Source organism: Peribacillus sp. NPDC097225, from assembly GCF_044761955.1.
Lineage (GTDB): Bacteria > Bacillota > Bacilli > Bacillales > DSM-1321 > Peribacillus.
In genome coordinates, this window is record NZ_JBIWDJ010000002.1 from 1 (window position 1) to 22,617 (window position 22,617).

Here is a 22,617-nt window from a genome sequence, read left to right on the forward strand (position 1 = left end):
ACCAAGATATGTTGGCATGAGAAGAGCGAAAGAATTAATGTTAACAGGGAAATTGCTAAGCGGTGTTCAATGTGCCGAATGGGGACTTGCGAACGCATCCGCTCCTAAAGAAGAACTAGATCAAGTGGTAGAAAACTTCTTAGGTGATTTAACTGACAAAAGCCCATTCGTTATGTGGATTACGAAAATGTCAGCAAACCGCGGTTTAGATGCGGATACCGATACATTGATGGTGCTAGAACATCTTGCTTGTAATGTTGTGCATCAAAGTGAGGATGCAAAAGAAGGAGTTCAAGCGTTCCTGAACAAAAAGAAACCGGTGTGGACTGGATTGTAAGAGTTAGGAGGAAAAAAATGATTAAATTTGTTGTCTTAGCACGACGTCCGAGTGATTGGGAAAAGGAACGTTTCTTGGAATGGTGGCGTGGTCCTCATGCAGATATGGCTAAGAAATTACCAGGGGTGTTAGCTTACACTCATGGAAAGGTAGAAAAAGATTTCGATCAACGTAATGGGGAACCGGAATGGGACGGACTTGCGCAACTTTATTTTAAGGATCGGGAAGCCTTAAATCGAATGTTGATATCACCTGAGTGGGTAGCTGCAGTTGAGGATACAGCATCAATGGGAGGGAAGCGAATTGCATTGATTATGGATGAGGTGGATTTATTGGCTGAAGAAATTGGTACAGCTACACAACCACCTAGAGCAGCTTCCCGTAGCTCTCGATTTGTTCTCGATACGTTTGATTTACGCGGGAAAACAGCGTTGATAATGGGGGGGCACGGGGTATTAGCTAGTACTATGGCTAAAACACTTGCAGAATTAGGCTGTAATGTTGCCTTAGCTGCTCGTAAGGAATCTCTATGCGTTAGTTTGGCAGAGGAAATAACCAAAACTTACAATGTAGAGGCGATTGGTCTCCGTTGTGACATTACCAATCAACAAGAAGTAGAAAACACAGTAACGGAAACTATAAACCGCTTTGGCACCATAGATATTCTAATTAATAGTGCAGGAACGTTTTGGTCGGGTCCGCCAGAAGAGATTCCTCTAAATGGCTGGACTAAAGTGATTGATGTAAACCTAACCGGAACTTTCCTATGCTGTCAATCAGCTGCAAAACATATGATTAAAAATGGCGGAGGAACCATCATTAATATTACTTCTTCGGGAGGGCTAATGTCCTTCCCGCCGGAAGCCGGTGAGGTTGTTCCTTATACAACGTCAAAAGCTGCTGTGATAAAGCTAACCCAGGACTTGGCTGTAAGCTGGGCGCATTATGGAATTAGAGTTAACAGCCTTGCACCAGGATCCATCGACTCAGGTTTCACGGAAGAAATTGATGAACAACGACAATCCTGGTTACGTAACCGTATACCTATGGGTCGTTTTGGAAGATCAGAAGAAATTTCAGGAGCTATTGCCTTCCTTGCATCAGAGGCTTCCAGCTTTATGACAGGTCAAACACTTGTTGTTGATGGTGGACAGACGATTGGATAGGAGGGGTCCTTTTGATTAATGAAATCGGTGATATAACATGGGGGACAGAAAGCCTCTGGAAACAGTTCGCCAGGTGGTTTGAAATGGACCCAGAATCAGTAGCGGTATTTGATGGGGAAAGTCCGATAAAGCGAATTGACATTTACCGTAATGTAATAGTTTTAGCGGATCAGCTGTTACAAGCGGGCATTGGGGCTGGTCACAGAGTTCTTTTTGATTCGCATACATCAGTTGATACAGTTGTTATTGGACTTACACTTTCCAAATTAGGAGCAATCATCTGTCCGGTTAATTACAAGCTTGCTAACAAAGAACGCCAATTAATTCTCGAACGACTACGTCCAACTGCTTATCTTAGCCAAAGGAAAGAAATAGCTGCTGTCGAGTTAGTTGGGTTGAAACATATGTACCTGTATGTACAGCCATCTCCGATTGTAGAGTCAACTTCGGAAGAGGAAACGGTTTTAATCGGCTTTACTTCAGGAACTACGGGTGTTCCCAAAGCAGTGCCACATACTGCTAGTTCACTTAATTATGCAAGTAAGTTTTGTTCAAGCATTGTTGGTTTAAGGCAGGGTGAGCCAATCATGGCTATTTCGCCTCTCACCTCTGCTGCCGGATGGACATTTAACGTTCACATCGCGCTGTCTATGGGACATCCTTTAATTCTTATGGGAGAATGGAATCCACTTAAGGCACTTGAACTAATGGATTTGCATAAAAGTGCTTGGGGGATGTGTGTACCAACCCATCTTCTTCTAATGATGGAGGCAGTCCACTCAGGACAATGGACCCGTCATCTTCCTTCGATGAGAGCCTTATCAGTAGGTGGTAGTCCTAATTCCGTAGATATCGTCATCAATGCAAACAATTTACTAGGTATTCAAGTACTCCGCATGTATGGAATGTCTGAATGCTTAGGACATGCATCAATCCGTTTAACTGATTCCGAAGAGCGTAAACTCATTTATGATGGCGTACCATTTCCAGGAACTCATTTGGAAGCGTATGACAGTGAAGGGAAAAGTCTGCCACGAGGTGAAATTGGAGAGGCAGGTGTCCGAGGTCCATCTCTCTTTAAGGGCTACTTGCCAGGACTAGGTGCAGAACAAAATAAGCGAACGTCAGACGATGCTTTTTTAACGGGTGATTTAATCATTCGTGATGAGGAAGGATTCATTAGGGTTGTAGGAAGAATTAAGGACCAAATTATTCGTGGGGGATTTAAAATTGATGCAGCAGAAGTAGAAACGGCCTTGATGACACATCCGGCAATTGTTGAAGCAGCTGTTGTTAGTCGTCCAGATAAACTGCTAGGTGAACGAATCTGTGCTGTTGTATCGGTCCGAGCTAATCATGAGTTAATCTTAGATGACATATGTTCCTGTTTAAAAGAAATTGGGATTTCTAAAGCTAAGTGGCCAGAGTTTTTATTTATTGTACCATCTCTCCCAAAAACCGATTTTGGTAAAGTGGATAAAAACCGGGTGAGGGAGATTGTCTTAAAAGAAGATCAAACTCATGCTTAAATCTATCGAAAAATAATTAGATTTGCTCATAAGATTCTTTTACCTATCTGTAACTGGTATTTCCTGAAAAAGTAGGATGTGTTAATCGGTAGATGCAATACGTAAACAGATGGGTAGTGTGGATATTGCTTTTAATGTTCAAAAGTAGAAGTGAATTTCTGACCAATTTTAATAAACAATTAAAATAATGGTCTTTTGGACAAGTTAGTTCCATTTTCGATAAAGTGTTAGCAGCTGCTGCACAGGTTACGATCTATTAGTGTTGCCATCGAAAACTTCCTTTATCTTAATCTAGTATAGCTATCGAATGCTAGAGGAACATAACATGAAGTTTTTGTACCTGTTTTAATAACCTGATTTGGAAGGAATGAAATTGTTTTGGTTTCGAATATAAAATATGACTTAAAAGGACCAGAAGGTGCATCAGAAATTCTGCTTTTACATGAACTAGGCGGGAGCCGTTCTTCTTGGCAGTGGATTGATCCATATCTTGAAAATAACTTCAGGAGAATAATCGTTGACCTGCCAGGTGCTGGCGAAAGCCCCCTTGTCAATTCAGTCATGAGCCTAGATGATGTGGCTCGAAGTCTAATTGATTTATTAGATGACTTAAAGATAGAGACCATCAATTTAGCTGGGGTAGCGTATGGAGCGGTTGTTGCTGCCTATCTTGCTGCAAATTTTCCAGAGCGCATCTCTTCTGTCATGCTGATTGCGATTGGACCGCACATTAGTCAGGGGGTCTCTGATTATGTGTTTAATCGTGCAAATCAGGTAGAAAAGGAAGGGATGGAGGCAGTAGTAAACTATAGCCTGGAAAGTTCCTTTCCGTCCTCTTTCAGAGAACGCTTTCCCGAAATTGTTGCGGATTACAGAAATATATTTACAAGTAATAATCCTTATCATTATGCAGTTTGCTCCCGTGCAATTGCTAGAGCAGGTACAATATTGACCGAACGGATAAAGAGCATTCGCTCACGTGCTGTCGTAATTGGGGGTATGCTCGATCCATCCTTCACACCTGAGGTTGTTGGTGAGGTTGGTCAACTCTTAAACCCACCTGTCAAACCTACTATTATGGAAGAAGCTGGACACTTCCCGCAAATTCAAGCTTCTGAAAAACTCGCAAACTATATGATAAAATTTTTTAACTCAAGAATATATATCTGATTTCTTGAAAGAGTGGTGACACGAATGTTTGATAAAGGACAAGCAATGTTATTGTGGGCATTAGAGTGTCAGCCGGAAATAACTGCAGAGTGGAACGAATGGTATAATCTGGAGCATCTGTCTTCACTAGTGCAAGTGCCAGGTTTTATAAGCGGAAATCGATATGAACAGGTAGAATCTTCTTCTCTATCACCTTTAAATCCTAGGTTTCCTGCCCCACGATATTTGAGTTTCTATGAGCTTTATGATGAAAAAGTGTTAGAGTCCGAGGCTTATCATATTAACCGAACATCTACAGGTCCAGGAATGCGGCCTGAATGGACAAAAAGAATGCTTACTTACATTACTAGTATAATGGGGGGAACCTATAAACCTCTTACTGATACTTGGTTGAATGATACGGACCGTACAGCTCAAAATGTGTGGGCACTATTCTTTGATCCGGAAGAATATGGAGAGGAGAAATTGGATCATTGGTACAATGACCAATTGTTCCCCATATTAAAGGAAAACGAGTCTATAAAGGCTTGCCGTCTAATTGGAACCGATCAGTCCTCTCCTAAAGTACAAGGAGGCGTACAACAACTCAAAGGCCCTAGGAGGATTTTGCTGTGCTCCGTTCAAGACCAATTTAATCCGGAAGTACAGCAAGCATCACTAGTGGAAGCTTGGAGAGGTGGAAGAGACTTTATCAGTACAGCCCAAGCAGTATTATATAAGAGGATGCCATTATAAGCGACCACTTTGGGAAAGAAAAATAAAGTGGTAGATGATAAGTTACATTAATTAATTGTACATTGAATTTCTAAAGTTCGAATAACACTGGGATCATATAAAAGGTGAATCTTTAAGGATTCACCATATCCAAATTCTGTTTATTTACAAATTAGAATACCTATTCGATTATCAAAACATGAAAGTTGATTCAGCTTTTAATATTCAAGATGAAAACCTGATGCAAATAATTAAGGGAAAAACGTAATTATAATACCGTTTTTCGTGGGAGGGTTAACATTGGAAAAAGCGAAAGAGAAACTTCCAGTACAGCCCGGGCTCTTTAATTCTATAAAAGAACCATATGGTCTGGTTGTTTCAAAATGCTCTGAATGTGGAGAAATGGCCTTTCCAAAACAGATTTACTGCCCAGAATGCTGTACAGAAACAATGGAAGAATTTATTTTACATTCTCGGGGGAAATTGAAAAGTTTTACTGGGATTTATTCCCCTACACCAGGATACAAAGGGGAAGTTCCATATACAATTGGTGTCGTTGAATTTCAAGAAGGAATCAGAATAATGGGCCTAACTACAGAAAAGACAATTGACCACTTAGAAGCAGGGATGGAAGTTGAAATCATTTTTGATTTGGCATTTGTGGAAGAAGGCCAAGAATTTATAACGTTTAAGTATAAACCAGTTCCATAGGGAAGGAGGGTTTCTATTGGATGAGGTTGTGATTGCTGGAGTAGGAATGCATGAGTTTGGCCGATTTAATGATAAGAGTTACAGGGATTTAGGTTCAATAGCTGCAAAACGTGCTTTAGCAGATGCTAATATGACCATGAAAGATATCCAAGCGGCTTTCTCTGCAAATGTGTATGAGATTTCCGCATCAGGCCATAACGTACTAGAAAGATTAGGTCTTCCAGGTATCCCTATTGTGAATGTAGAAAATGCATGTGCGAGCGGTGCTTCTGCTTTACGTCTTGCGTGCCAAGCAGTCGAATCAGGGGTTTACGATATAGTCCTGGCAGTTGGGTTTGAAAAAAGCCCAAGGGGATTTTTACATGGTGCTGGATATGATTATTGGCAGGAAGCTACGGGGTTGGGAGCAAATCCCATTTATTTCGCGACAAGTATTCATGAACACATGGTGGAATATGGAACGAAAAAAGAACAATTAGCTTATATTACTTCGAAAAGTCATAAGTATGCAGTTCATAACCCCTATGCGATGTTTAGAAAAGAACTGTCGATTGAAGAGATACTTAATGCACGAATGGTCTCAGATCCCTTAACACTTTACATGTTGTGTGCTCCAAATGATGGTGCAGCAGCTGCTATCATTTGTAAGAAGAAAACGGCCCAAAAGTTTACAAAGAACTATGTCACTATTGCTGCTTCCGTTTTGGAAACGAGACGAAGAGGGGATATGTTCGTACCGGCTGTTTCCGCACCTGTCCACACGTCTTATCCAACACTTGCTGAACGAGCAGCTCACGCAGCTTATGAGATGGCAGGAATTAGTCCTGAAGAAATTGATGTAGCGGAAATACAAGATGTGGATGCAGGTTCTGAGATTATCTATTCCGAAAGATTAGGTTTTTGTCCGATAGGAGAGGGAGGGCCGAGAGCTCAGGTTGGCGAGACTTCCATCGGAGGCAGGATTCCTATAAATGTTAGTGGTGGAATTCTTTCCAGGGGTGAACCTGTTGGGGCATCTTCTCTTGGACAAATTGCTGAGGTTACTTGGCAACTAAGAGGAGAAGCGGGTGCTAATCAAGTAGAAGGAGCGAAGGTTGCATTATGTCATAGCGAAGGGGCAGGAGGGAACTCCTGTGTCACCATCTTAAAAAGATAGGGGGAAAAGTAAAAATGATTGATTCTAAAACAGCATCTAAAAATAGTCGAGCGGGAGGAAGAATAAGTAAGAGCTATCTGAGTGAAAATCATGAAATATTCAGACGTGCTTTAAAGAAGTTTTTAGAAAAAGAAGCAGTACCATACTTTGAACAGTGGGAGAAAGAAAAAAAGGTCTCGCTTTCCTTCTGGAAAAAGATGGGGGAACAAGGTTTTCTTTGTCCATGGGCGGATGAAAAGTATGGCGGGGCTAATGCAGACTTTGGATATTCGGTAATTATCAATGAAGAGTTGGAAAGAGTCGGTGGCGGGTTAGTGGGAATCAATAATCATAATGACATTGTAGTCCCGTATATAAATACATTTGGAACTGAAGAACAAAAGCAACGTTGGATTCCTAGATGTATTACAGGCGATATCATTACTGGAATTGCAATGACTGAACCAGGCGGAGGTTCTGATGTTGCAAGTTTAAAGACTACAGCGGTTAGAGAAGGTGATTACTATATTTTAAATGGTGAAAAAACGTTTATTACAAGCGGCATTGTAGGAAATTTATTTGTGGTTGCCTGTAAAACGGATCATATGGCTACACCTGCACATAAAGGAGTAAGTCTTATTGTAGTGGAGAGCAATACGCCTGGCTTTTCTAAAGGACGCCAGTTAGAAAAGGTTGGCCAACACTCTTCGGATACATCTGAACTCATCTTTGATGACGCTCGTGTGCCAGCTGAAAATCTATTAGGAGAAGAAGGTAAAGGATTTTATTACTTAATGGAAAAACTTCAACAAGAGAGGTTATTAGTTGCTGTTGGGAGTGTGGCTACAGCAGAAAAAATGCTTGAAGTCACGATTGATTATGTTAAACAGAGGGAGGCTTTTGGAAAAGCAATTAGTAAACTGCAAAATACACAGTTTAAAATAGCCGAAATGGCAACCGAGATTGTTATTGCAAGAACCTTTGTAGATGATTTAATCGTTAATCATATGGAGAAAAAAGATGTCATTACCCAAGTTTCAATGGCAAAGTGGTGGATTACCGAGATGACAAAAAGAGTTGCTACTACCTGTATGCAATTACATGGTGGTTATGGATTTATGGAAGAATATGAAATTGCTAGACGGTTTAGAGATGTTCAAGCAACTACCATTTATGCCGGTACAAATGAAATTATGAAAACCATCATTGCAAAGCGAATGGGCCTCTAAGGGCTAATATCACTGATAACGACCAAATTTATATTAGTATAAAAAATTCAGATGAGCGTTATTTGTTGTTGATTTCATTGACGGTTGCTTGACCAATAGCGACCGTCAGGGTCCTTTTCTATCAAACTACAAAATTCCTTTACTTCTAAATATATATCCCTATCATGATTAAAACAACTTTCCGGGAGGGAGCACTACAATGGAAAATGAGGCGGTCATAATGCAAGTAAATAATGGGATAGCCACAATAACTCTGAATGAACCTAATTCTCTAAATGCCCTTTCAGGTGCAATCATTGAGAAGTTGAACCATTTCTTCAATTCTATAAAAAATGATTCTTCTATTCGTGCTGTTATTTTAACAGGAAATGGGAGGTCCTTTTGTGCTGGTGGTGATATAAAAGGGTTTTCAAAAGTGACTTCTGCAGCCAGCGGGAGAAAATATATGCAAAAGCATAGTTCCTTTCTAAAGGAATTGGTTAATATGGAAAAACCCGTAATAGCGGCGGTTAATGGATTTGCTATCGGAGCGGGCTTCAGTATTGCAATCGCATGTGATATTGTGATTGCCTCGTCTAAGGCCAAATTTGGATTGAATTTTAATAAAGTTGGCCTAGTTCCTGATCTAGGGGCACTCTATCATTTACCAAGAATTGTTGGGATGGCAAGAGCAAAGGAGCTTGCGTTCTCAGATAGAATTCTTTCCGCAAGCGAAGCGAAAGATTATGGCATATGCCTAGAAGTTGTTGAGGAAGATAATCTGTTGAATTTTTGCACCGACTTAGCGAATTCATTTGTCGCTAATCCGCCTATTGCCATTGGGTTAACCAAAACAATGTTAAATCACAGTATGGAATCTTCATTGGAGGATATTCTCAATGAAGAAGCTATGGTCCAAGGGATTGTATTTAATACACAGGATCATCAAGAAGGGGTTCGTGCTTTCATTGACAAAACAAAACCTAATTTTACGGGTTCTTACCAATAAGGTGTAAAATTTTTTCTTTTGTTACTTAGATTACTGATCTAGCCTCGTTGTTTGTAAAGGAGGGAAATTCACTTCTAGTTAATAATAAAAAAGGATGTGAATCAGTGAGAAGATTTAACTTAGAGAATAAAGTGGCAATAGTGACTGGAGGCAACCGCGGATTAGGAAAAGCGATTTCGTTAGCGCTAGCGGAAGCTGGTGCAGATATTGTGATCGTCGGCCGGAATGAAGAAAAAAATAAAGAAGTAGTTGCCGAAGTGAAAGAGTATGGAAGAGCGGTAATCAGTATTCCGACGGACCTTCGGGATATCTCAGCAACCAAAGAAATGATGGGAACAGTAGTTAGACACTTCGGAAAAATCGATATTCTAGTTAATAATGCAGGAATCTCCCATACACAGTTGGCCTTCGATATCTCCGAGAATGATTGGGATAAGGTAATGGACTTAAATGTAAAATCACTGTTTTTCTGTTGCCAATCTGCGGGGAAGGTAATGAAAGAGCAAGGATATGGAAAAATTATCAACCTTGCCTCTGTAGCAGGTGCTGTCGGTGATTATGGGATAGCTCCTTATACGGCAAGTAAAGCTGCAGTAATTAATTTAACAAGGTCGTTGGCGCTTGAATGGGTAAGACATGGCATCCAAGTGAATGCGATTGGACCTGCCTACATTGAAACAGAGTTGAATAGACAAGAGTTAAGCAATCCAAAAATCCGAGCAAAATTGATTGGGAAGACTCCGATGAATCGATTAGGAGAACCAGAAGAAATAACCGGTGCTGTCATTTTGTTAGCTTCGGAGGCTAGCAGTTTTATCACAGGGCAAACGATTTATATAGATGGTGGATGGTTAGCTCAATAAGTATTGTATTCTCTTTGGGGAAGGCAATGTTTCCTTATCATGATATGAAATAAATGAAGAAAAAAACAAAAGGAGGGATAATCTTGTTTGACTTTACCCCAAATGGAGCGCAAAAAGCAATGGTAGATAAAGCAACCGAAATTATGCACAATTATGTTTTTCCAAATGAAAAATATATGATCCCGCATCGTGGATTACCTCAGGAAATTTTAAAGCCATTACAACAAATTGTGAAGGAAAATGGTTTGTGGGCTGGACATCTACCAAAGGATGTAGGTGGAATGGGAATGGGTTTTGTCTCATTAGGATTGTTGTCAGAAGTGATTGGTCAAAGTCCTATCGGCCCATATGTTTTTGGTTCAATGGCTCCTGACGCTGGTAACGGCGAGATTTTAGTTCATGCAGCGACTGAGGAACAAAAACAAAAATATTTAAAGCCACTGGCAGATTATGAAGTTCGTTCCTGTTTTGCTATGACGGAGCCGGAAGTATCAGGTTCTGACCCAAGAACACTCCAAGGAACAGCAATAAAAGATGGAAACGAGTGGATCATCAATGCCCATAAGTGGTTTACCACTGGTGCAGAGGGAGCTGCTTTTGCCATTGTGATGGTCGTAACAGACCCGGAAGCCGAGCCTCATCATCGCACGAGCTTGTTCCTTGTAGATACTGGGACACCAGGCTTTGAGATTGTGCGTGAAGTTCCTGTCATGGGAGATCATTATATAGGAGGACATTGTGAAGTTCGGTTTCATAATTGCCGAATTTCAGAGAATAATTTGCTGGGGAAACGAGGAGATGGATTCAAACTAGCTCAGCTTCGATTAGGTCCTGGGAGGATTACCCACTGCATGCGCTGGCTAGGTGTAGCACGACGGTCCTTGAATGAAATGATAGCCTATTCTTTAACGAAAAAAGATGGGGCTCAAACACTGGCAGATTCGCAAATTATTCAAAACGATCTTGCAGATTCAGAAGCAGAAATTCAGGCTTCCAGATTACTAACACTACAAGCTGCCTGGAAAATGGACCAAGGGGACCAAGCAAGGAAAGAAGTTTCACTTGCTAAGTTATATGGCGCTCAAGTCTTAAATAATGTCATCGACCGAGCTATTCAAAATCTAGGAATGTTGGGATTGACGCCAAATACACCACTAGAAGGGTTATATAGAGAAGCAAGAGCCGCTCGAATTTATGATGGAGCGGATGAGGTACACCGAATGGTGGTTGCTCGACAGGTATTAAAGAATTACCAATCAAAGGAGAAACTATATGAGCAAACTACAAGTCAATGAGATTAATTGGTCCATTGTCGAGGAGTATCTCCGTCAAGAAATACAAGGGCTAAGTTCTTCCCCCCTTGAGGTAAACCAATTCTCAGCAGGATATTCGAACTTAACTTACCTTATTTCTATTGGGGACTGGCAAGGAGTTTTGAGAAGGCCACCATTTGGTCCCATTCCTCCCAAGGCCCATGATATGAAAAGAGAGTTCGAAATACTTGAAAAATTGAATCGTGCTTTCCCGCTTGCACCAAAGCCATATTTATACTGTGCGGACCCAAATATTATGGAACGCCACTTTTATGTGATGGAGAAAAAAGAGGGGTGTGTGTTTGATGAAACTATCCCAAATGAATATGAAAATAAGGAAAACGTAGGACAACGTGCATCAAAAGCTTTAGTTGATACACTAGTCAAATTGCATGCTGTTAATTATAAAACTGCTGGGTTAGATACCATCGGTTATCCAGATGGCTATTTAGGTCGACAGGTGAATGGGTGGATCAAGCGGTTCCACCAAGCGAAAACAAATGATATTCCTGCTGTCAGCTCTTTGGAAAATTGGCTTCTTGATAATATACCACCTTCTCTTTCGCCAACCATTGTTCATAACGATTTTAAATTGAATAATATGATGTTTGCAGCTTATGACCCGGGAGAGGTAATTGGTGTTTTTGATTGGGAGTTAAGTACGATTGGTGACCCACTAACCGACTTAGGTACGACACTTGCCTATTGGACCGAACCCGATGATAAAGTGACAGGGTTATCATCCGTTACAATGAATCCTGGATTTTTTACCAGAAGAGAAATATTAGAACTTTATGGTGAAAAAAGCGGTCGTGATATCACACATATTGACTATTATTTGACTTTCGCCTTTTACAAAATTGCCGTGATTCTTCAGCAAATCTATTATCGTTGGAAAATCGGGGAGGCAAAAGATAAGCGGTTTGGAAAATTGCATATAGGCATCAAGAATTTATTAGAACAAGCCACTAAGGCGCAGAGAAAAGAAATTCTTCGCTGAGACTCTTCTGTATCCATTAGTTAAGAAAATAATTCAAATTATGATGGGGGTGGAATGACCTTGGCTAACGAGTTATTGAAACCGGAGTTAGAAAATGTAAAAGAAATTTTATCATCCATTTTATGCGAGTATGCAGAAGATGCTGAGAAGTCATTCAAAAGAGATAGAAAAGAGTTGTCGAATGAAATCGTTAAACGTTTAAAACAAGTAGTTGATGATTATGGTTTAGATGGAATCGGTACAAATGAGGAATGGGGCGGCGCGGAGATATCCTTACTTGATAGAACGAAATTAGTAGAGGAAGCTTCCAAGCACCCATTTGGTCTTTACCATCCAGCTGCAGATGTGTTCGGAGGGGCATTTCCAAGTTTTTTAACTGAGTGTACGAACAAACAGCGGGACTATTTTGTAAAGCCTGCCATGAAAACTGAAAAAGGCTGTTTTATCGCCGTTTGGGAGGAAGCTGAAGATAATGATTTAACCAAATTAACCACTTCAGCTATTCGAGATCAAGACAGTTGGATCATCACTGGTGAAAAGTCCTATATACAAAACCTAGATACATCGGGTTTTGGTGTTATCCTTGTAAATTGTCAACTTGAAAGTGGAGAGCTTAAACCAACTCTTTTTCTATTAGATTCTGTTGACCAATTGGAAAGGAAAGAAATGACTTTAATTGATGTACATTCTGCACACTCTATTATTTTTAATCAAACACGAATTTATGACAATCAACGTATTGGTGCGATAGGTGATGGAACGAGATTTATAAAACAGTGGTTAGCCGAATCACAAGTTTTACTTGCCGCAAAATGCTTAGGTGTTTCCGTTCAAGCTATTGAATATGGGAAAGAATTCGCGAAAAAGAGGATTACGAGAGGAAAACCGCTTGCTGAATTTCCAACAATTCGAAATATGCTCGGGAAAGCGTATATCTCGTTGCAATCGGCTAGATTAATAGTGCAAGATGCTGCAAAAAGAATCGATAAGAATGAAGAGGATTGGGAGCTAATTGCTCAAACTGCGAAACTTCAGGCTACAGAAACTGCTTCAAAAATTGTGGATGATGTCTTACAAATTCATGGAGGTGCTGGTTTTGCTGGTGACTTGCCAATAGAAAGGTGGTATAAGGAGATTCGAATAGCAAGAGTAAACCATCTTAAATCGGAAACAATTATTGAAAATGTCTCATCTAAAGTATTGGAGTAACAAAAAATAATAAAGTAATAGTTTCATATAAAAGTTATTAAGTATCCATACTAGGAGGAATGTATATGCGTGAAGTGGTCATTATAGAGGGAGTTCGGACTCCTGTTGGAAAACGAAAAGGGGTTCTCAGTTCTATTCGTCCGGACGAATTAGCTGCTCATGTTTTAAACGAAGTAGTAGTACGTGCGGGCATAAGCACTAGTCTCGTAGAAGATGTCATATTGGGTTGTGTAACCCAAATAGAAGAACAAACATATAACATTGCCCGAATATCTGCCTTAATGGCAGGCTTTCCAATTCAGGTACCAGGGACAACAATTGACCGCCAGTGTGGATCTGGTCAACAGGCTATCCATTTTGCGGCGCAAGCAATTATGAGTGGGGATATGGATATTGTGATCGCTGGCGGTGTGGAAAGTATGACTCGTGTCCCAATGGGATCATCGCGGAATAATACCGATTGGAGTGAGATGCTGACTTCTCGCTTCGACATGATCCACCAGGGGTTATCTGCGGAAAAGATTGCTGACAAATGGGGATTTACCCGGAAACAGTTAGATGAATTTTCTTTAGAAAGTCATAATCGAGCATTGAACGCCCAAAGAGAAGGAAAGTTTGAGAGGGAGATAATGCCACTACAGGTCAAACTTGAAGACGGAACAGTCATCAAGGTTAAACAAGATGAGGGTCCTCGTGAAGGATCAACCATTGAAAAACTGGGAACCCTTAAGCCAGCATTTGCGGAGGATGGAAAAATTCATGCAGGCAACTCAAGTCAAATGAGTGACGGGGCTGCAGCATTACTACTTATGTCTAAGGAGAAGGCGGAGGAATTAGGGCTTAAACCTAGGTTCCGAATCGCTGCCCGTGCAGTGATTGGTTCTGATCCTATCTTAATGCTGACGGGACCTATTGACGCCTCTAAACAAGTATTAAATAAAGCAGGACTAACGATTGAAGATATGGATGTATATGAAGTGAATGAAGCATTTGCGTCTGTTCCAATGTGTTGGTTAGAAGAAATGGAAGCAGACCCTAGAAAATTGAATCCAAATGGTGGCGCAATCGCTTTAGGTCATCCTCTTGGTGCTACAGGTGCTCGTCTTATGGTTTCGATGATGCATGAACTCGAAAGAACTGGTGGTAGATTTGGACTTCAAGCTATCTGTGAAGGTGGTGGGATGGCTAATGGAACTATTATAGAAAGAATCTACTAACATTTAACTCATGCAGGTAATCTATAGGTTTAAATGAGACTCAAAAAGTCTCTAAACGGAAGGGATAAATACTTCCACTTGAAGAAGGATAGAAAATGTGTCAAAGCATTTTATAAACAACGTACAACTTTCACGCATTGTTAATCATAAAATCAAAGAACAAGAGGAGTGAGTTTTTGAAAAAAATAATCAATCGCCTTACTGTCATTGGATCAGGTGCTATGGGATCACAAATTGCGATGGTTTCAGCCCTTGCTGGTATAGATGTTTATTTAAGAGATATTAGTGAAGAAAGCCTAAGAAAAGCAGAAGAATCATTGAATGGTCATATGAAAAAAAGAATACTCAAAGGTAAATTATCTTCTCAAGAAGTGGAAGAAGCTTTTTCAAGACTGCATTTTGTAACGTCTTTAGAAGAAGCACTAAACGATACAGAATTTGTGATTGAAGCCATTGTGGAAAATTTGGAAGTAAAACGGCAATTATTTTCCGAAGTAGACAAATTGGTTTCAGAGGATGTGATTATCGCGACGAATAGCTCGACGATTGTAAGTTCGAAACTAGCGGATGCGACAAAGCGTCCACACAAGGTATGTAATCTTCATTTCTTTAATCCTGTGCTAGTAATGGAATTGGTGGAGGTTGTAAAGGGGCTCCATACGTCAAACGAAACAGCGGCCACTGCGGTTGAGTTTGTAAAACAAATCAACAAGACTCCAATTTTATTAAAAAAGGAAATTTCCGGATTTGTCGCTAATAGAATTTTGGGTGCATTAATTGATGAAGCAATTTATTTACTAGAAAATGATGTAGCGACTGTAGAGGAAATTGATCTTGCTTGTAAGAAAGCGCTTAATCACCCGATAGGTCCGTTTGCTTTGCTTGATTTAACCGGAATTGATGTGAATTATTATATCAGACAAATCCTATATGAAGAAACTGGCGACGAATCAAAAAAGCCGCAAAGGGTCATCAAAGAAAAATATCTTAATGGAGAATATGGAAGGAAAACAGGAAAAGGTTTCTATACTTATAGTTAGTAGCAGTATAATCCATTAACAACCCATGAGTTCATCAGTCGGTTGAACAAAAGGATATGCCGTCACCCCAAGAAAAGCTAATGATCCTTGGCGAGTCGTTGTAACGTTTATAAAGAGGGCGAATGGATATACCTCTAAAGTTCAATAAGTTCTATAGGGAATACAATTATTTTCACTTGAAAATTCGATACCAAAATAGGCCAAGCACTTTCCCAAAGATGCCTTGGCTTATTTCACTTTTTGAATAATTATTTTGATCACTGAATAGAGAATGAAGAACTTAATGAATATCCCTATGATTATTTCAGGAAAAAGGCTGTATCTAAAAAAGGTTAGCTAGCAAGGGTTTGGTCCAATACCGTATTCACACTAGATAATTAATGGTCGAATACATAACTCGTCAGTACATCTTTGGTACTTTTTTCATTAAAGTAGGACTGTTAATCCCATTCAGGTTGTAGAATAGAACAATACTCAGCCTTTTGAAGGGAGTATTGAAAACTTCTAAAGAAATAAGAGAAATCATCAAAAAGGAGTGTATGATTTTCATTGAAATCATACGAATCCAGAAATTCTTCAATAATGGATTGTTGATCTACTAGGTCGAATAATCCTGTTACATAAATTTGATAGCTGAATTTATCATATAATGAATGAAAGCCTGTATCTTCAAAAATTTGCTTTACTAAATTTAATTCCACCTGTATTCACTCCTTTAAAACAATATACCTTTATATCCTTTTAGCTATTCAAAGATAATGGAATAAATGATTAGATGACATGATATATACTGGAATAATAAACAGAAATGGTATTTACTTTATCACTATCATATTTATATGGTAAGATTGAAAAGATTTAAAAAATAAAAAGTTAGAGTAAAGGAAGATACCGTTGAAAAAACCAGTAAAACTCATAATTGCACTTTCACTCATTATTATTGTTATATTGATGTTTTTTGTGTCTAAGGTAGTTTTTAACTCGGATAATAATTCTGAAGAAGCTGCTGATACGACTGTAATTTCTAAAGATTCAAGTTATCTGAAAGATACGGAAAAAGTATATATAGTCCAGGAATACAATGCAAAGAAAAAGAAAGATATTAAATTTGAACTAAGCTTTATTGGAACATCTAAAGGGTATGATACATGGTATGGAGCGGATACTTATTTAGAGAAGGAAAACAAGTATGGCTTATTTTACGGTGACGATAAACTACTGGCTTACCCGGTAGAGGTGGGCAAAAAGTGGGATGTCAAGCCTTTTACTTTCAACATTGAATCTGTTGATGAAACGGTTACAACTCCAGCAGGAACCTTTAATAACGTCGTAAAGGTTAGAACGACTGAAAATGGTTCAGATGAATACAATCTTACCTATTATGCAAAGGGTGTAGGTCAGATTTTAAAGGAATCTGTTGATTCTTCTAATAAAAAGACCATAAGGTTTGAACTCCAGGAAATAAAAGAAAAGTAATTGAGAAGTCGGCCTGTTTTTAAGAGAACCCACAGAGAGTTTCATTCTCTCTGTGGGTTTTTTTGAAGTGGGGCAAACGAAAAGGTAACTTAAGTGATAGTCCTCTAGATTATGACAGATCTTATATCGTCCAAGTCTTTTCACGTTTAGAGGGTTGTCAGATGGGGATAATGTTCATACAGAAGAGATGTAAAAAAAGAACGGATTGAACTAGCCCTAAGCTAATCCATTCCGTTCTTTGCTTTTACCAAAACCTATACTTAATAACGATTAAAATCATGCTTATAAGAGGACCATTCCTACCAATCCACTTATAACTCCAAGAATCACTACAGAGGCCACGACAAACAATAGGACCCTTTTAGGGAATGACTTAGCGACAAGTATTAAAGATGGTAGACTGATTGCTGGTAGTGTTAGTAGCAAGGCAGCAGCAGGTCCTCCACCAAGTCCTAAAGACATAAACGTTTGTATAATTGGAATTTCAGCAGCAGTAGGTATAACGAAAAGCATACCGGCTATTGCAAAGATGACAATGGCGATTAGACCGTTTGTAGATGATTCTACTTGAGGGAATAGCCAAACACGCGCAGCCCCTATAAGCAATACAGATAAAACATATGCAGGAACAATATAAAGAACCATACTTCCTAAACTTTTTAACCATCTAGAAAGGAAGTTTCCGGTAGGTTCAGTGTCCGTTATTATCTGGTCTATATCAACCGGTTGTTTGTCTTTAACAAAGCGATTAGCTAAATAGCTGATTCCGAAAGTTAAAATCAGTCCGAAAAATAGGCGAATCAAGGTGAACTTCCATGATAAAACAAATGTCATAAAGACAAGCGTCGCAGGATTGATGGTTGGATTTCCAATCCAAAATGCTAAAGCTGCACCAACCGAGACATTTTTTTTACGTAGTCCAACCGCCACTGGGGCTGAACAACAAGTACACATCATACCAGGGACCGAAGCTAGCCCTCCGATGAATGTGCTGCCGAACGATGTTTTCCCGAGCCATTTAAGAAGCCATTGTGTTGGTAATAAGACTTGTACCAAAGAGCCGAGCAGGATTCCTAGTATGGCCGCTTTCCATACGGACGAGAAATAAACCTGTGCATAATCCCAGGCAGATTTCCATGATAGGGTGGCGCTTGACTGATCTCCCAAAATAGATGTTCCAATGGAATGTGTATCGGCTGCTAGCATCCCTTTTTGATAATAGGGCCACCATTTTATATAAAGTAATCCTACAATAGCGATTACTAAAAATGAAACGATAAACCACAAAGCTTTAGTATTTGACGAGTGTTGTTCATGTAGAGTAGGTCTTAGCTGTGACATGGTTACCTCCCAATAAAATAAAAAAATTTCAAAAGACAATATATTATACCACTAATCTCTAATTTATTTTAGTGAAATAGTAAATTTCACAAATTTAAGCCTGAATTATGCTTTTATTGACTATGTGTTTTATAATAATTAAGACGAAAAGAAAGGTTGATTTAATTATGACAAATTCAAATAGTGTTAAGCTTACTTCATTATCCTCAAAAGGAGGTTGTGGTTGTAAAATCGGCCCAGCAGACTTGGCTCAGGTTTTACGTGGTTTACCACCTACTCTTCCTAACCCGAATTTATTAGTTGGTTTAGATACAAGTGATGATGCTGGTGTTTATCGTTTAAATGATGAATTGGCGATTGTACAAACCGTTGATTTCTTCACACCCATCGTTGATGATCCATATTCATTCGGACAAGTTGCGGCAGCCAATGCCATCAGTGATATTTACGCAATGGGGGGGAAACCGCTAACTGCGCTAAATATTGTTGCCTTCCCAATTTCCAAATTGGACAAACAAGTCTTGACTGATATCTTACGAGGTGCAGGAGATAAGTTAAAAGAAGCAGGTGCCACTCTTGTCGGGGGACATTCAATCGATGACAATGAGCCAAAATTCGGTCTTGCCGTGACGGGACTTGTTCATCCTGACAAGGTCCGTACAAATGCAGGGGCAAAACCAGGGGATAAACTTATTTTGACTAAACCTATTGGTGTGGGCATTTTAACGACATCGATTAAAAGGGACCTTCTTACAGAGGAAGAAATCACCCACGTTACAAAAGTAATGTCCACGTTAAATAAAATAGCTTCAGAAACGATGGAATCCTATGATGTCCATGCGTGTACGGACGTTACTGGTTTTGGTCTATTAGGACATGCTTCAGAAATGTCAAAAGGAAGTAATACCGGCCTACGTATCCATCATGCCCAAGTGCCGATATTGCCGAGGGTTAAAGAGCTAGCTGAAACCGGTGCCGTGCCGGGGGGAACAAAAAATAACTTTGCCCATCTTCAAGGTGATGTCACTTTCCCAGAAACAATGGATCAGATAGATCAATGGATATTATGTGATGCCGTAACATCTGGAGGACTTTTGATTTCCGTAGCAGGTGTAGAAGCAGATGCATTATTATCCGATTTACTAGATGCAGGAGTGGAAGCCGCGATAATTGGTGAAGTAACCGAAGAGAATCCAGGACACATTGTTGTCATATAATTAACGAAAAATTTGCTTGGAAGAAATCGACGAAAGCTGATTTCTTCCATTCTCATTTCTCAACGCTTGAAGATATTCAAGTTTTTCTTACAGATCCAGAAAGGTGGAAACATTGTGTTCCAAGATATTTCAGTTGATGAATTGCTCGATTTAAAGGATAAGAAAGAACTCAAGGTAATTGATGTACGTTCCCCATCTGAATATAAAGATGCCACCATTCCTGGCAGTTTAAATATACCGTTTTTTGATGATGCAGAAAGAGCAGAGGTTGGAACGCTGTATAAACAAGTGAGTGCCCAGGCTGCTAAAGAACGAGGTCTAGAAATTATTTCAGTAAAATTACCGCAGTTTATAAAGGATTTTGCTAAGATAGAAGGCAAAAAAGCTGTTTTTTGTTGGCGTGGGGGTATGCGAAGCAGGACCACTGCCACTGTCCTATCCTTAATGGGAATTAAAGCCCTTCGATTGGATGGAGGGTATCGTAACTATCGTAACTGGGTGGTAGATCACTTAGAAACACTGGACATGAAACCCGAAGCCTATGTATTGAACGGATTTACCGGAACAGGAAAAACGACAATTCTGCATCGACTTAGGGAAGATGGATACCCTATTTTAGATTTTGAAGGTATGGCAAATCATAGAGGGTCTGTTTTTGGCCAGATTGGTCTGGAACCGAATAATCAAAAAAAGTTCGATTCATTACTTTTCGAGAGCATCCAAAAAGTTCAGCAATCACCTTTTGTTCTTATTGAAGGAGAAAGTAAAAGGATTGGTAAAGTCATAATTCCCGATTCCGTTTTAGCAAAAAAGGAACAAGGAATACAGGTATTCATCGATTTACCCATAGAAGAAAGAGTTCTTCATATTTTAGAGGACTATCAACCTTGGGAACACGAACAGGAGTGTCTAGAAGCCTTTTTAAGGATTAAAAGACGAATTCATACTCCCATTGCTGCTCAAATAGAAAATGATTTGAAATCCGGTAACTATTCGTCGGCAGTCGCACTATTACTTGAATACTACTATGACCCTATGTATCAACATACTGCCGACCATTTTCCCGATGATCGAAAAATCACAATCCAGGCTAAAAATGTGGATGAAGCAATTGAGATCATTCGTGAACGGTTACGTGTAAAGCATGGATAAGCAGTAGTGCTGTTTGGGTTTTCCTTTTCCCATCAATAATTAATCGGTTACCTGAATCCTAATTCGTTTTATAATGCAAAAAAGCACACCCTAAAAAAGGTGTGCTTTTTTTGATATTCTATTATTTATACATGTCAGCGATTTGCTTTTGTAATTTGCTATCTTCAAGGTACTCATCATAGCTAATTTGCTTATCGATAGTTCCTTTAGGTGTAAGTTCGATTATACGGTTTGCAACTGTTTCAATGAACTGGTGATCATGAGAAGAGAAAATCATAGCTCCTTTGAAATTGATCAATCCATTATTCAAGGCTGTGATAGATTCTAAATCAAGATGGTTGGTCGGTTCATCAAGCATTAATACATTTGAACCACTTAGCATCATTTTAGAAAGCATGCAGCGGACTTTTTCTCCACCTGATAGTACGCTGGCTTTTTTCGTCACTTCATCACCGGAGAATAGCATTCTGCCTAGGAAACCGCGCAGGAAGCTTTCACTTTGATCATTAGGAGAGTACTGACGCAACCAATCAACAAGTGTCAAATCGACACCTTCGAAGAATTCAGAGTTGTCTTTCGGGAAATACGCTTGTGAAGTGGTAACACCCCATTTGTAAGTACCGCTATCTGGTTCCATTTCTCCAGCAAGGATTTTGAACATGGTCGTTTTAGCAATTTCATCTCTACCGACAAATGCAATTTTATCTTCTTTGTTCATGATGAAGCTTACGTTATTCAACACGGTCACACCATCAATGGTCTTTGTGATTCCATCTACACGTAGGAGGTCGTTCCCAATTTCACGCTCTGGTGAAAAACCTACATAAGGATAACGGCGGGATGATGGTTGAATATCATCTAGACTTATTTTATCCAATAATTTTTTACGTGAAGTGGCTTGACTGGATTTAGAAGCATTGGCACTGAATCGTGCAATGAAATTTTGAAGTTCTTTAATTTTTTCTTCTTTTTTCTTATTGGCATCTTGTGTCAATTTAAGAGCTAGTTGGCTTGATTCATACCAGAAGTCATAGTTACCGATGTAAATTTTGATCTTACCGAAATCCAAATCCGCAATATGTGTACATACCTTATTAAGGAAGTAACGGTCATGGGAAACGACGATAACGGTATTTTCAAAACCAATCAAGAATTCTTCCAGCCATCTAATTGCTTTTATGTCCAAGTGGTTGGTAGGCTCATCAAGTAAAAGAACGTCAGGCTTGCCAAACAGGGCTTGTGCAAGCAATACTTTCACTTTGTCGCCACCAGTTAATTCAGCCATTTTCTTTGTATGAAGGTCTTCAGAGATGCCAAGACCTTTTAAAAGGATGGATGCTTCAGGTTCAGCTTCCCATCCGTTAAGTTCTGCGAATTCACCTTCAAGTTCGGCGGCTTTCATACCGTCTTCATCAGTGAAGTTTTCTTTCATATAGATTGCATCTTTTTCTTGCATGACTTCATATAGTCTTTCATGGCCCATGATGACAACTTTAAGGACCTCTTCTTCTTCAAAAGCAAAATGATCTTGTTTCAAAACGGCCAGGCGTTCGCCAGGTCCCATATGCACATCACCGGATTGTGCTTCAATTTCTCCGGAAAGAATTTTTAAGAATGTGGATTTACCGGCACCATTTGCCCCAATCAATCCATAACAGTTACCAGGCGTGAATTTTATATTAACATCTTCAAACAGTTTACGATCGCCGTAGCGCAAACCAACGTTATTTACTGTAATCATTTATTTACATTCCTCCAATGACAATATCTTTAAAATTATAACATGAAAGAGGGGTCAATAAAAAACATT

At 39.5% G+C, this 22,617-nt stretch carries 21 protein-coding genes; 18 read left to right on the plus strand and 3 right to left on the minus strand.

Annotation, left to right across the window (positions count from 1 at the left end):
* From ACIQXH_RS05905 to ACIQXH_RS05975, 15 genes are all read left to right on the plus strand, one after another.
* On the plus strand, positions 1-337 hold a 337-nt coding region (locus ACIQXH_RS05905), incomplete at its 5' end, for an enoyl-CoA hydratase/isomerase family protein (protein ID WP_403122666.1).
* A 17-nt stretch (positions 338-354) separates the two neighbouring features.
* The gene (locus ACIQXH_RS05910) at positions 355-1,503 is read left to right on the plus strand and encodes an SDR family oxidoreductase (RefSeq protein ID WP_402868805.1); all 1,149 of its coding nucleotides are present in this window, start codon (positions 355-357) and stop codon (positions 1,501-1,503) included.
* A gap of 11 nt (positions 1,504-1,514) precedes the next feature.
* A complete protein-coding gene (locus ACIQXH_RS05915) occupies positions 1,515-3,032 on the plus strand; it encodes a class I adenylate-forming enzyme family protein (protein WP_403122669.1) in 1,518 nt (505 codons plus the stop codon).
* Positions 3,033-3,410: 378 nt separating this feature from the next.
* Positions 3,411-4,202 (plus strand): alpha/beta fold hydrolase, encoded by a 792-nt coding sequence (locus ACIQXH_RS05920; protein WP_403122671.1) that lies wholly within the window; start codon positions 3,411-3,413, stop codon positions 4,200-4,202.
* A 24-nt stretch (positions 4,203-4,226) separates the two neighbouring features.
* Positions 4,227-4,937 (plus strand): hypothetical protein, encoded by a 711-nt coding sequence (locus ACIQXH_RS05925; RefSeq protein WP_403122674.1) that lies wholly within the window; start codon positions 4,227-4,229, stop codon positions 4,935-4,937.
* A 279-nt stretch (positions 4,938-5,216) separates the two neighbouring features.
* Positions 5,217-5,627, plus strand: a complete 411-nt coding sequence (locus ACIQXH_RS05930) for a Zn-ribbon domain-containing OB-fold protein (RefSeq protein WP_402868798.1) — start codon at positions 5,217-5,219, stop codon at positions 5,625-5,627.
* A 16-nt stretch (positions 5,628-5,643) separates the two neighbouring features.
* Positions 5,644-6,783 carry a thiolase family protein gene (locus ACIQXH_RS05935; protein WP_402868797.1) on the plus strand — a complete coding sequence of 380 codons (1,140 nt, stop codon included), beginning with the start codon at positions 5,644-5,646 and terminating at the stop codon, positions 6,781-6,783.
* 14 nt (positions 6,784-6,797) lie between these two features.
* The gene (locus ACIQXH_RS05940) at positions 6,798-7,991 is read left to right on the plus strand and encodes an acyl-CoA dehydrogenase family protein (RefSeq protein ID WP_402868796.1); all 1,194 of its coding nucleotides are present in this window, start codon (positions 6,798-6,800) and stop codon (positions 7,989-7,991) included.
* Between the two features lie 199 nt (positions 7,992-8,190).
* On the plus strand, positions 8,191-8,979 hold the full coding sequence (locus ACIQXH_RS05945; RefSeq protein WP_402868794.1) for an enoyl-CoA hydratase/isomerase family protein: 789 nt from the start codon (positions 8,191-8,193) through the stop codon (positions 8,977-8,979).
* A 104-nt stretch (positions 8,980-9,083) separates the two neighbouring features.
* On the plus strand, positions 9,084-9,842 hold the full coding sequence (locus ACIQXH_RS05950; RefSeq protein ID WP_402868793.1) for an SDR family NAD(P)-dependent oxidoreductase: 759 nt from the start codon (positions 9,084-9,086) through the stop codon (positions 9,840-9,842).
* An 83-nt stretch (positions 9,843-9,925) separates the two neighbouring features.
* Positions 9,926-11,137: an acyl-CoA dehydrogenase family protein gene (locus ACIQXH_RS05955; RefSeq protein WP_402868792.1), complete on the plus strand. Its 1,212-nt coding sequence runs from the start codon at positions 9,926-9,928 to the stop codon at positions 11,135-11,137.
* The gene (locus ACIQXH_RS05960) at positions 11,115-12,155 is read left to right on the plus strand and encodes a phosphotransferase family protein (RefSeq protein WP_403122677.1); all 1,041 of its coding nucleotides are present in this window, start codon (positions 11,115-11,117) and stop codon (positions 12,153-12,155) included. Before ACIQXH_RS05955 ends, ACIQXH_RS05960 begins: the two co-directional genes overlap by 23 nt.
* Before the next feature lie 60 nt (positions 12,156-12,215).
* Positions 12,216-13,364 (plus strand): acyl-CoA dehydrogenase family protein, encoded by a 1,149-nt coding sequence (locus ACIQXH_RS05965; RefSeq protein WP_403122679.1) that lies wholly within the window; start codon positions 12,216-12,218, stop codon positions 13,362-13,364.
* Between the two features lie 65 nt (positions 13,365-13,429).
* Complete coding sequence (locus tag ACIQXH_RS05970; protein WP_403122682.1) at positions 13,430-14,581, plus strand: thiolase family protein; 1,152 nt, start codon at positions 13,430-13,432, stop codon at positions 14,579-14,581.
* Positions 14,582-14,757: 176 nt separating this feature from the next.
* Positions 14,758-15,621 (plus strand): 3-hydroxyacyl-CoA dehydrogenase family protein, encoded by an 864-nt coding sequence (locus ACIQXH_RS05975; RefSeq protein WP_403122685.1) that lies wholly within the window; start codon positions 14,758-14,760, stop codon positions 15,619-15,621.
* 440 nt (positions 15,622-16,061) lie between these two features.
* Here the strand turns inward: ACIQXH_RS05975 and ACIQXH_RS05980 are convergent, their stop codons facing one another.
* Entirely contained in the window at positions 16,062-16,322 is a 261-nt protein-coding gene (locus tag ACIQXH_RS05980) for a hypothetical protein (protein WP_403122687.1), read from the minus strand.
* Positions 16,323-16,515: 193 nt separating this feature from the next.
* On the opposite strand from ACIQXH_RS05980, the gene ACIQXH_RS05985 reads away from it, so the two are divergent.
* Positions 16,516-17,097 carry a hypothetical protein gene (locus tag ACIQXH_RS05985; protein WP_402868781.1) on the plus strand — a complete coding sequence of 194 codons (582 nt, stop codon included), beginning with the start codon at positions 16,516-16,518 and terminating at the stop codon, positions 17,095-17,097.
* Between the two features lie 282 nt (positions 17,098-17,379).
* Here the strand turns inward: ACIQXH_RS05985 and ACIQXH_RS05990 are convergent, their stop codons facing one another.
* Entirely contained in the window at positions 17,380-18,438 is a 1,059-nt protein-coding gene (locus ACIQXH_RS05990; RefSeq protein WP_402868779.1) for a permease, read from the minus strand.
* Positions 18,439-18,605: 167 nt separating this feature from the next.
* Here ACIQXH_RS05990 and selD point away from each other — a divergent pair, with 167 nt between their 5' ends.
* Both selD and mnmH read left to right on the plus strand, forming a co-directional pair.
* Entirely contained in the window at positions 18,606-19,655 is a 1,050-nt protein-coding gene (selD, locus tag ACIQXH_RS05995) for a selenide, water dikinase SelD (RefSeq protein ID WP_403122690.1), read from the plus strand.
* 114 nt (positions 19,656-19,769) lie between these two features.
* The gene (gene mnmH / locus ACIQXH_RS06000; RefSeq protein WP_403122693.1) at positions 19,770-20,807 is read left to right on the plus strand and encodes a tRNA 2-selenouridine(34) synthase MnmH; all 1,038 of its coding nucleotides are present in this window, start codon (positions 19,770-19,772) and stop codon (positions 20,805-20,807) included.
* A 121-nt stretch (positions 20,808-20,928) separates the two neighbouring features.
* Here the strand turns inward: mnmH and ACIQXH_RS06005 are convergent, their stop codons facing one another.
* A complete protein-coding gene (locus tag ACIQXH_RS06005; RefSeq protein WP_402958671.1) occupies positions 20,929-22,548 on the minus strand; it encodes an ABC-F family ATP-binding cassette domain-containing protein in 1,620 nt (539 codons plus the stop codon).
* Between the last annotated feature and the right edge of the window lie 69 nt (positions 22,549-22,617).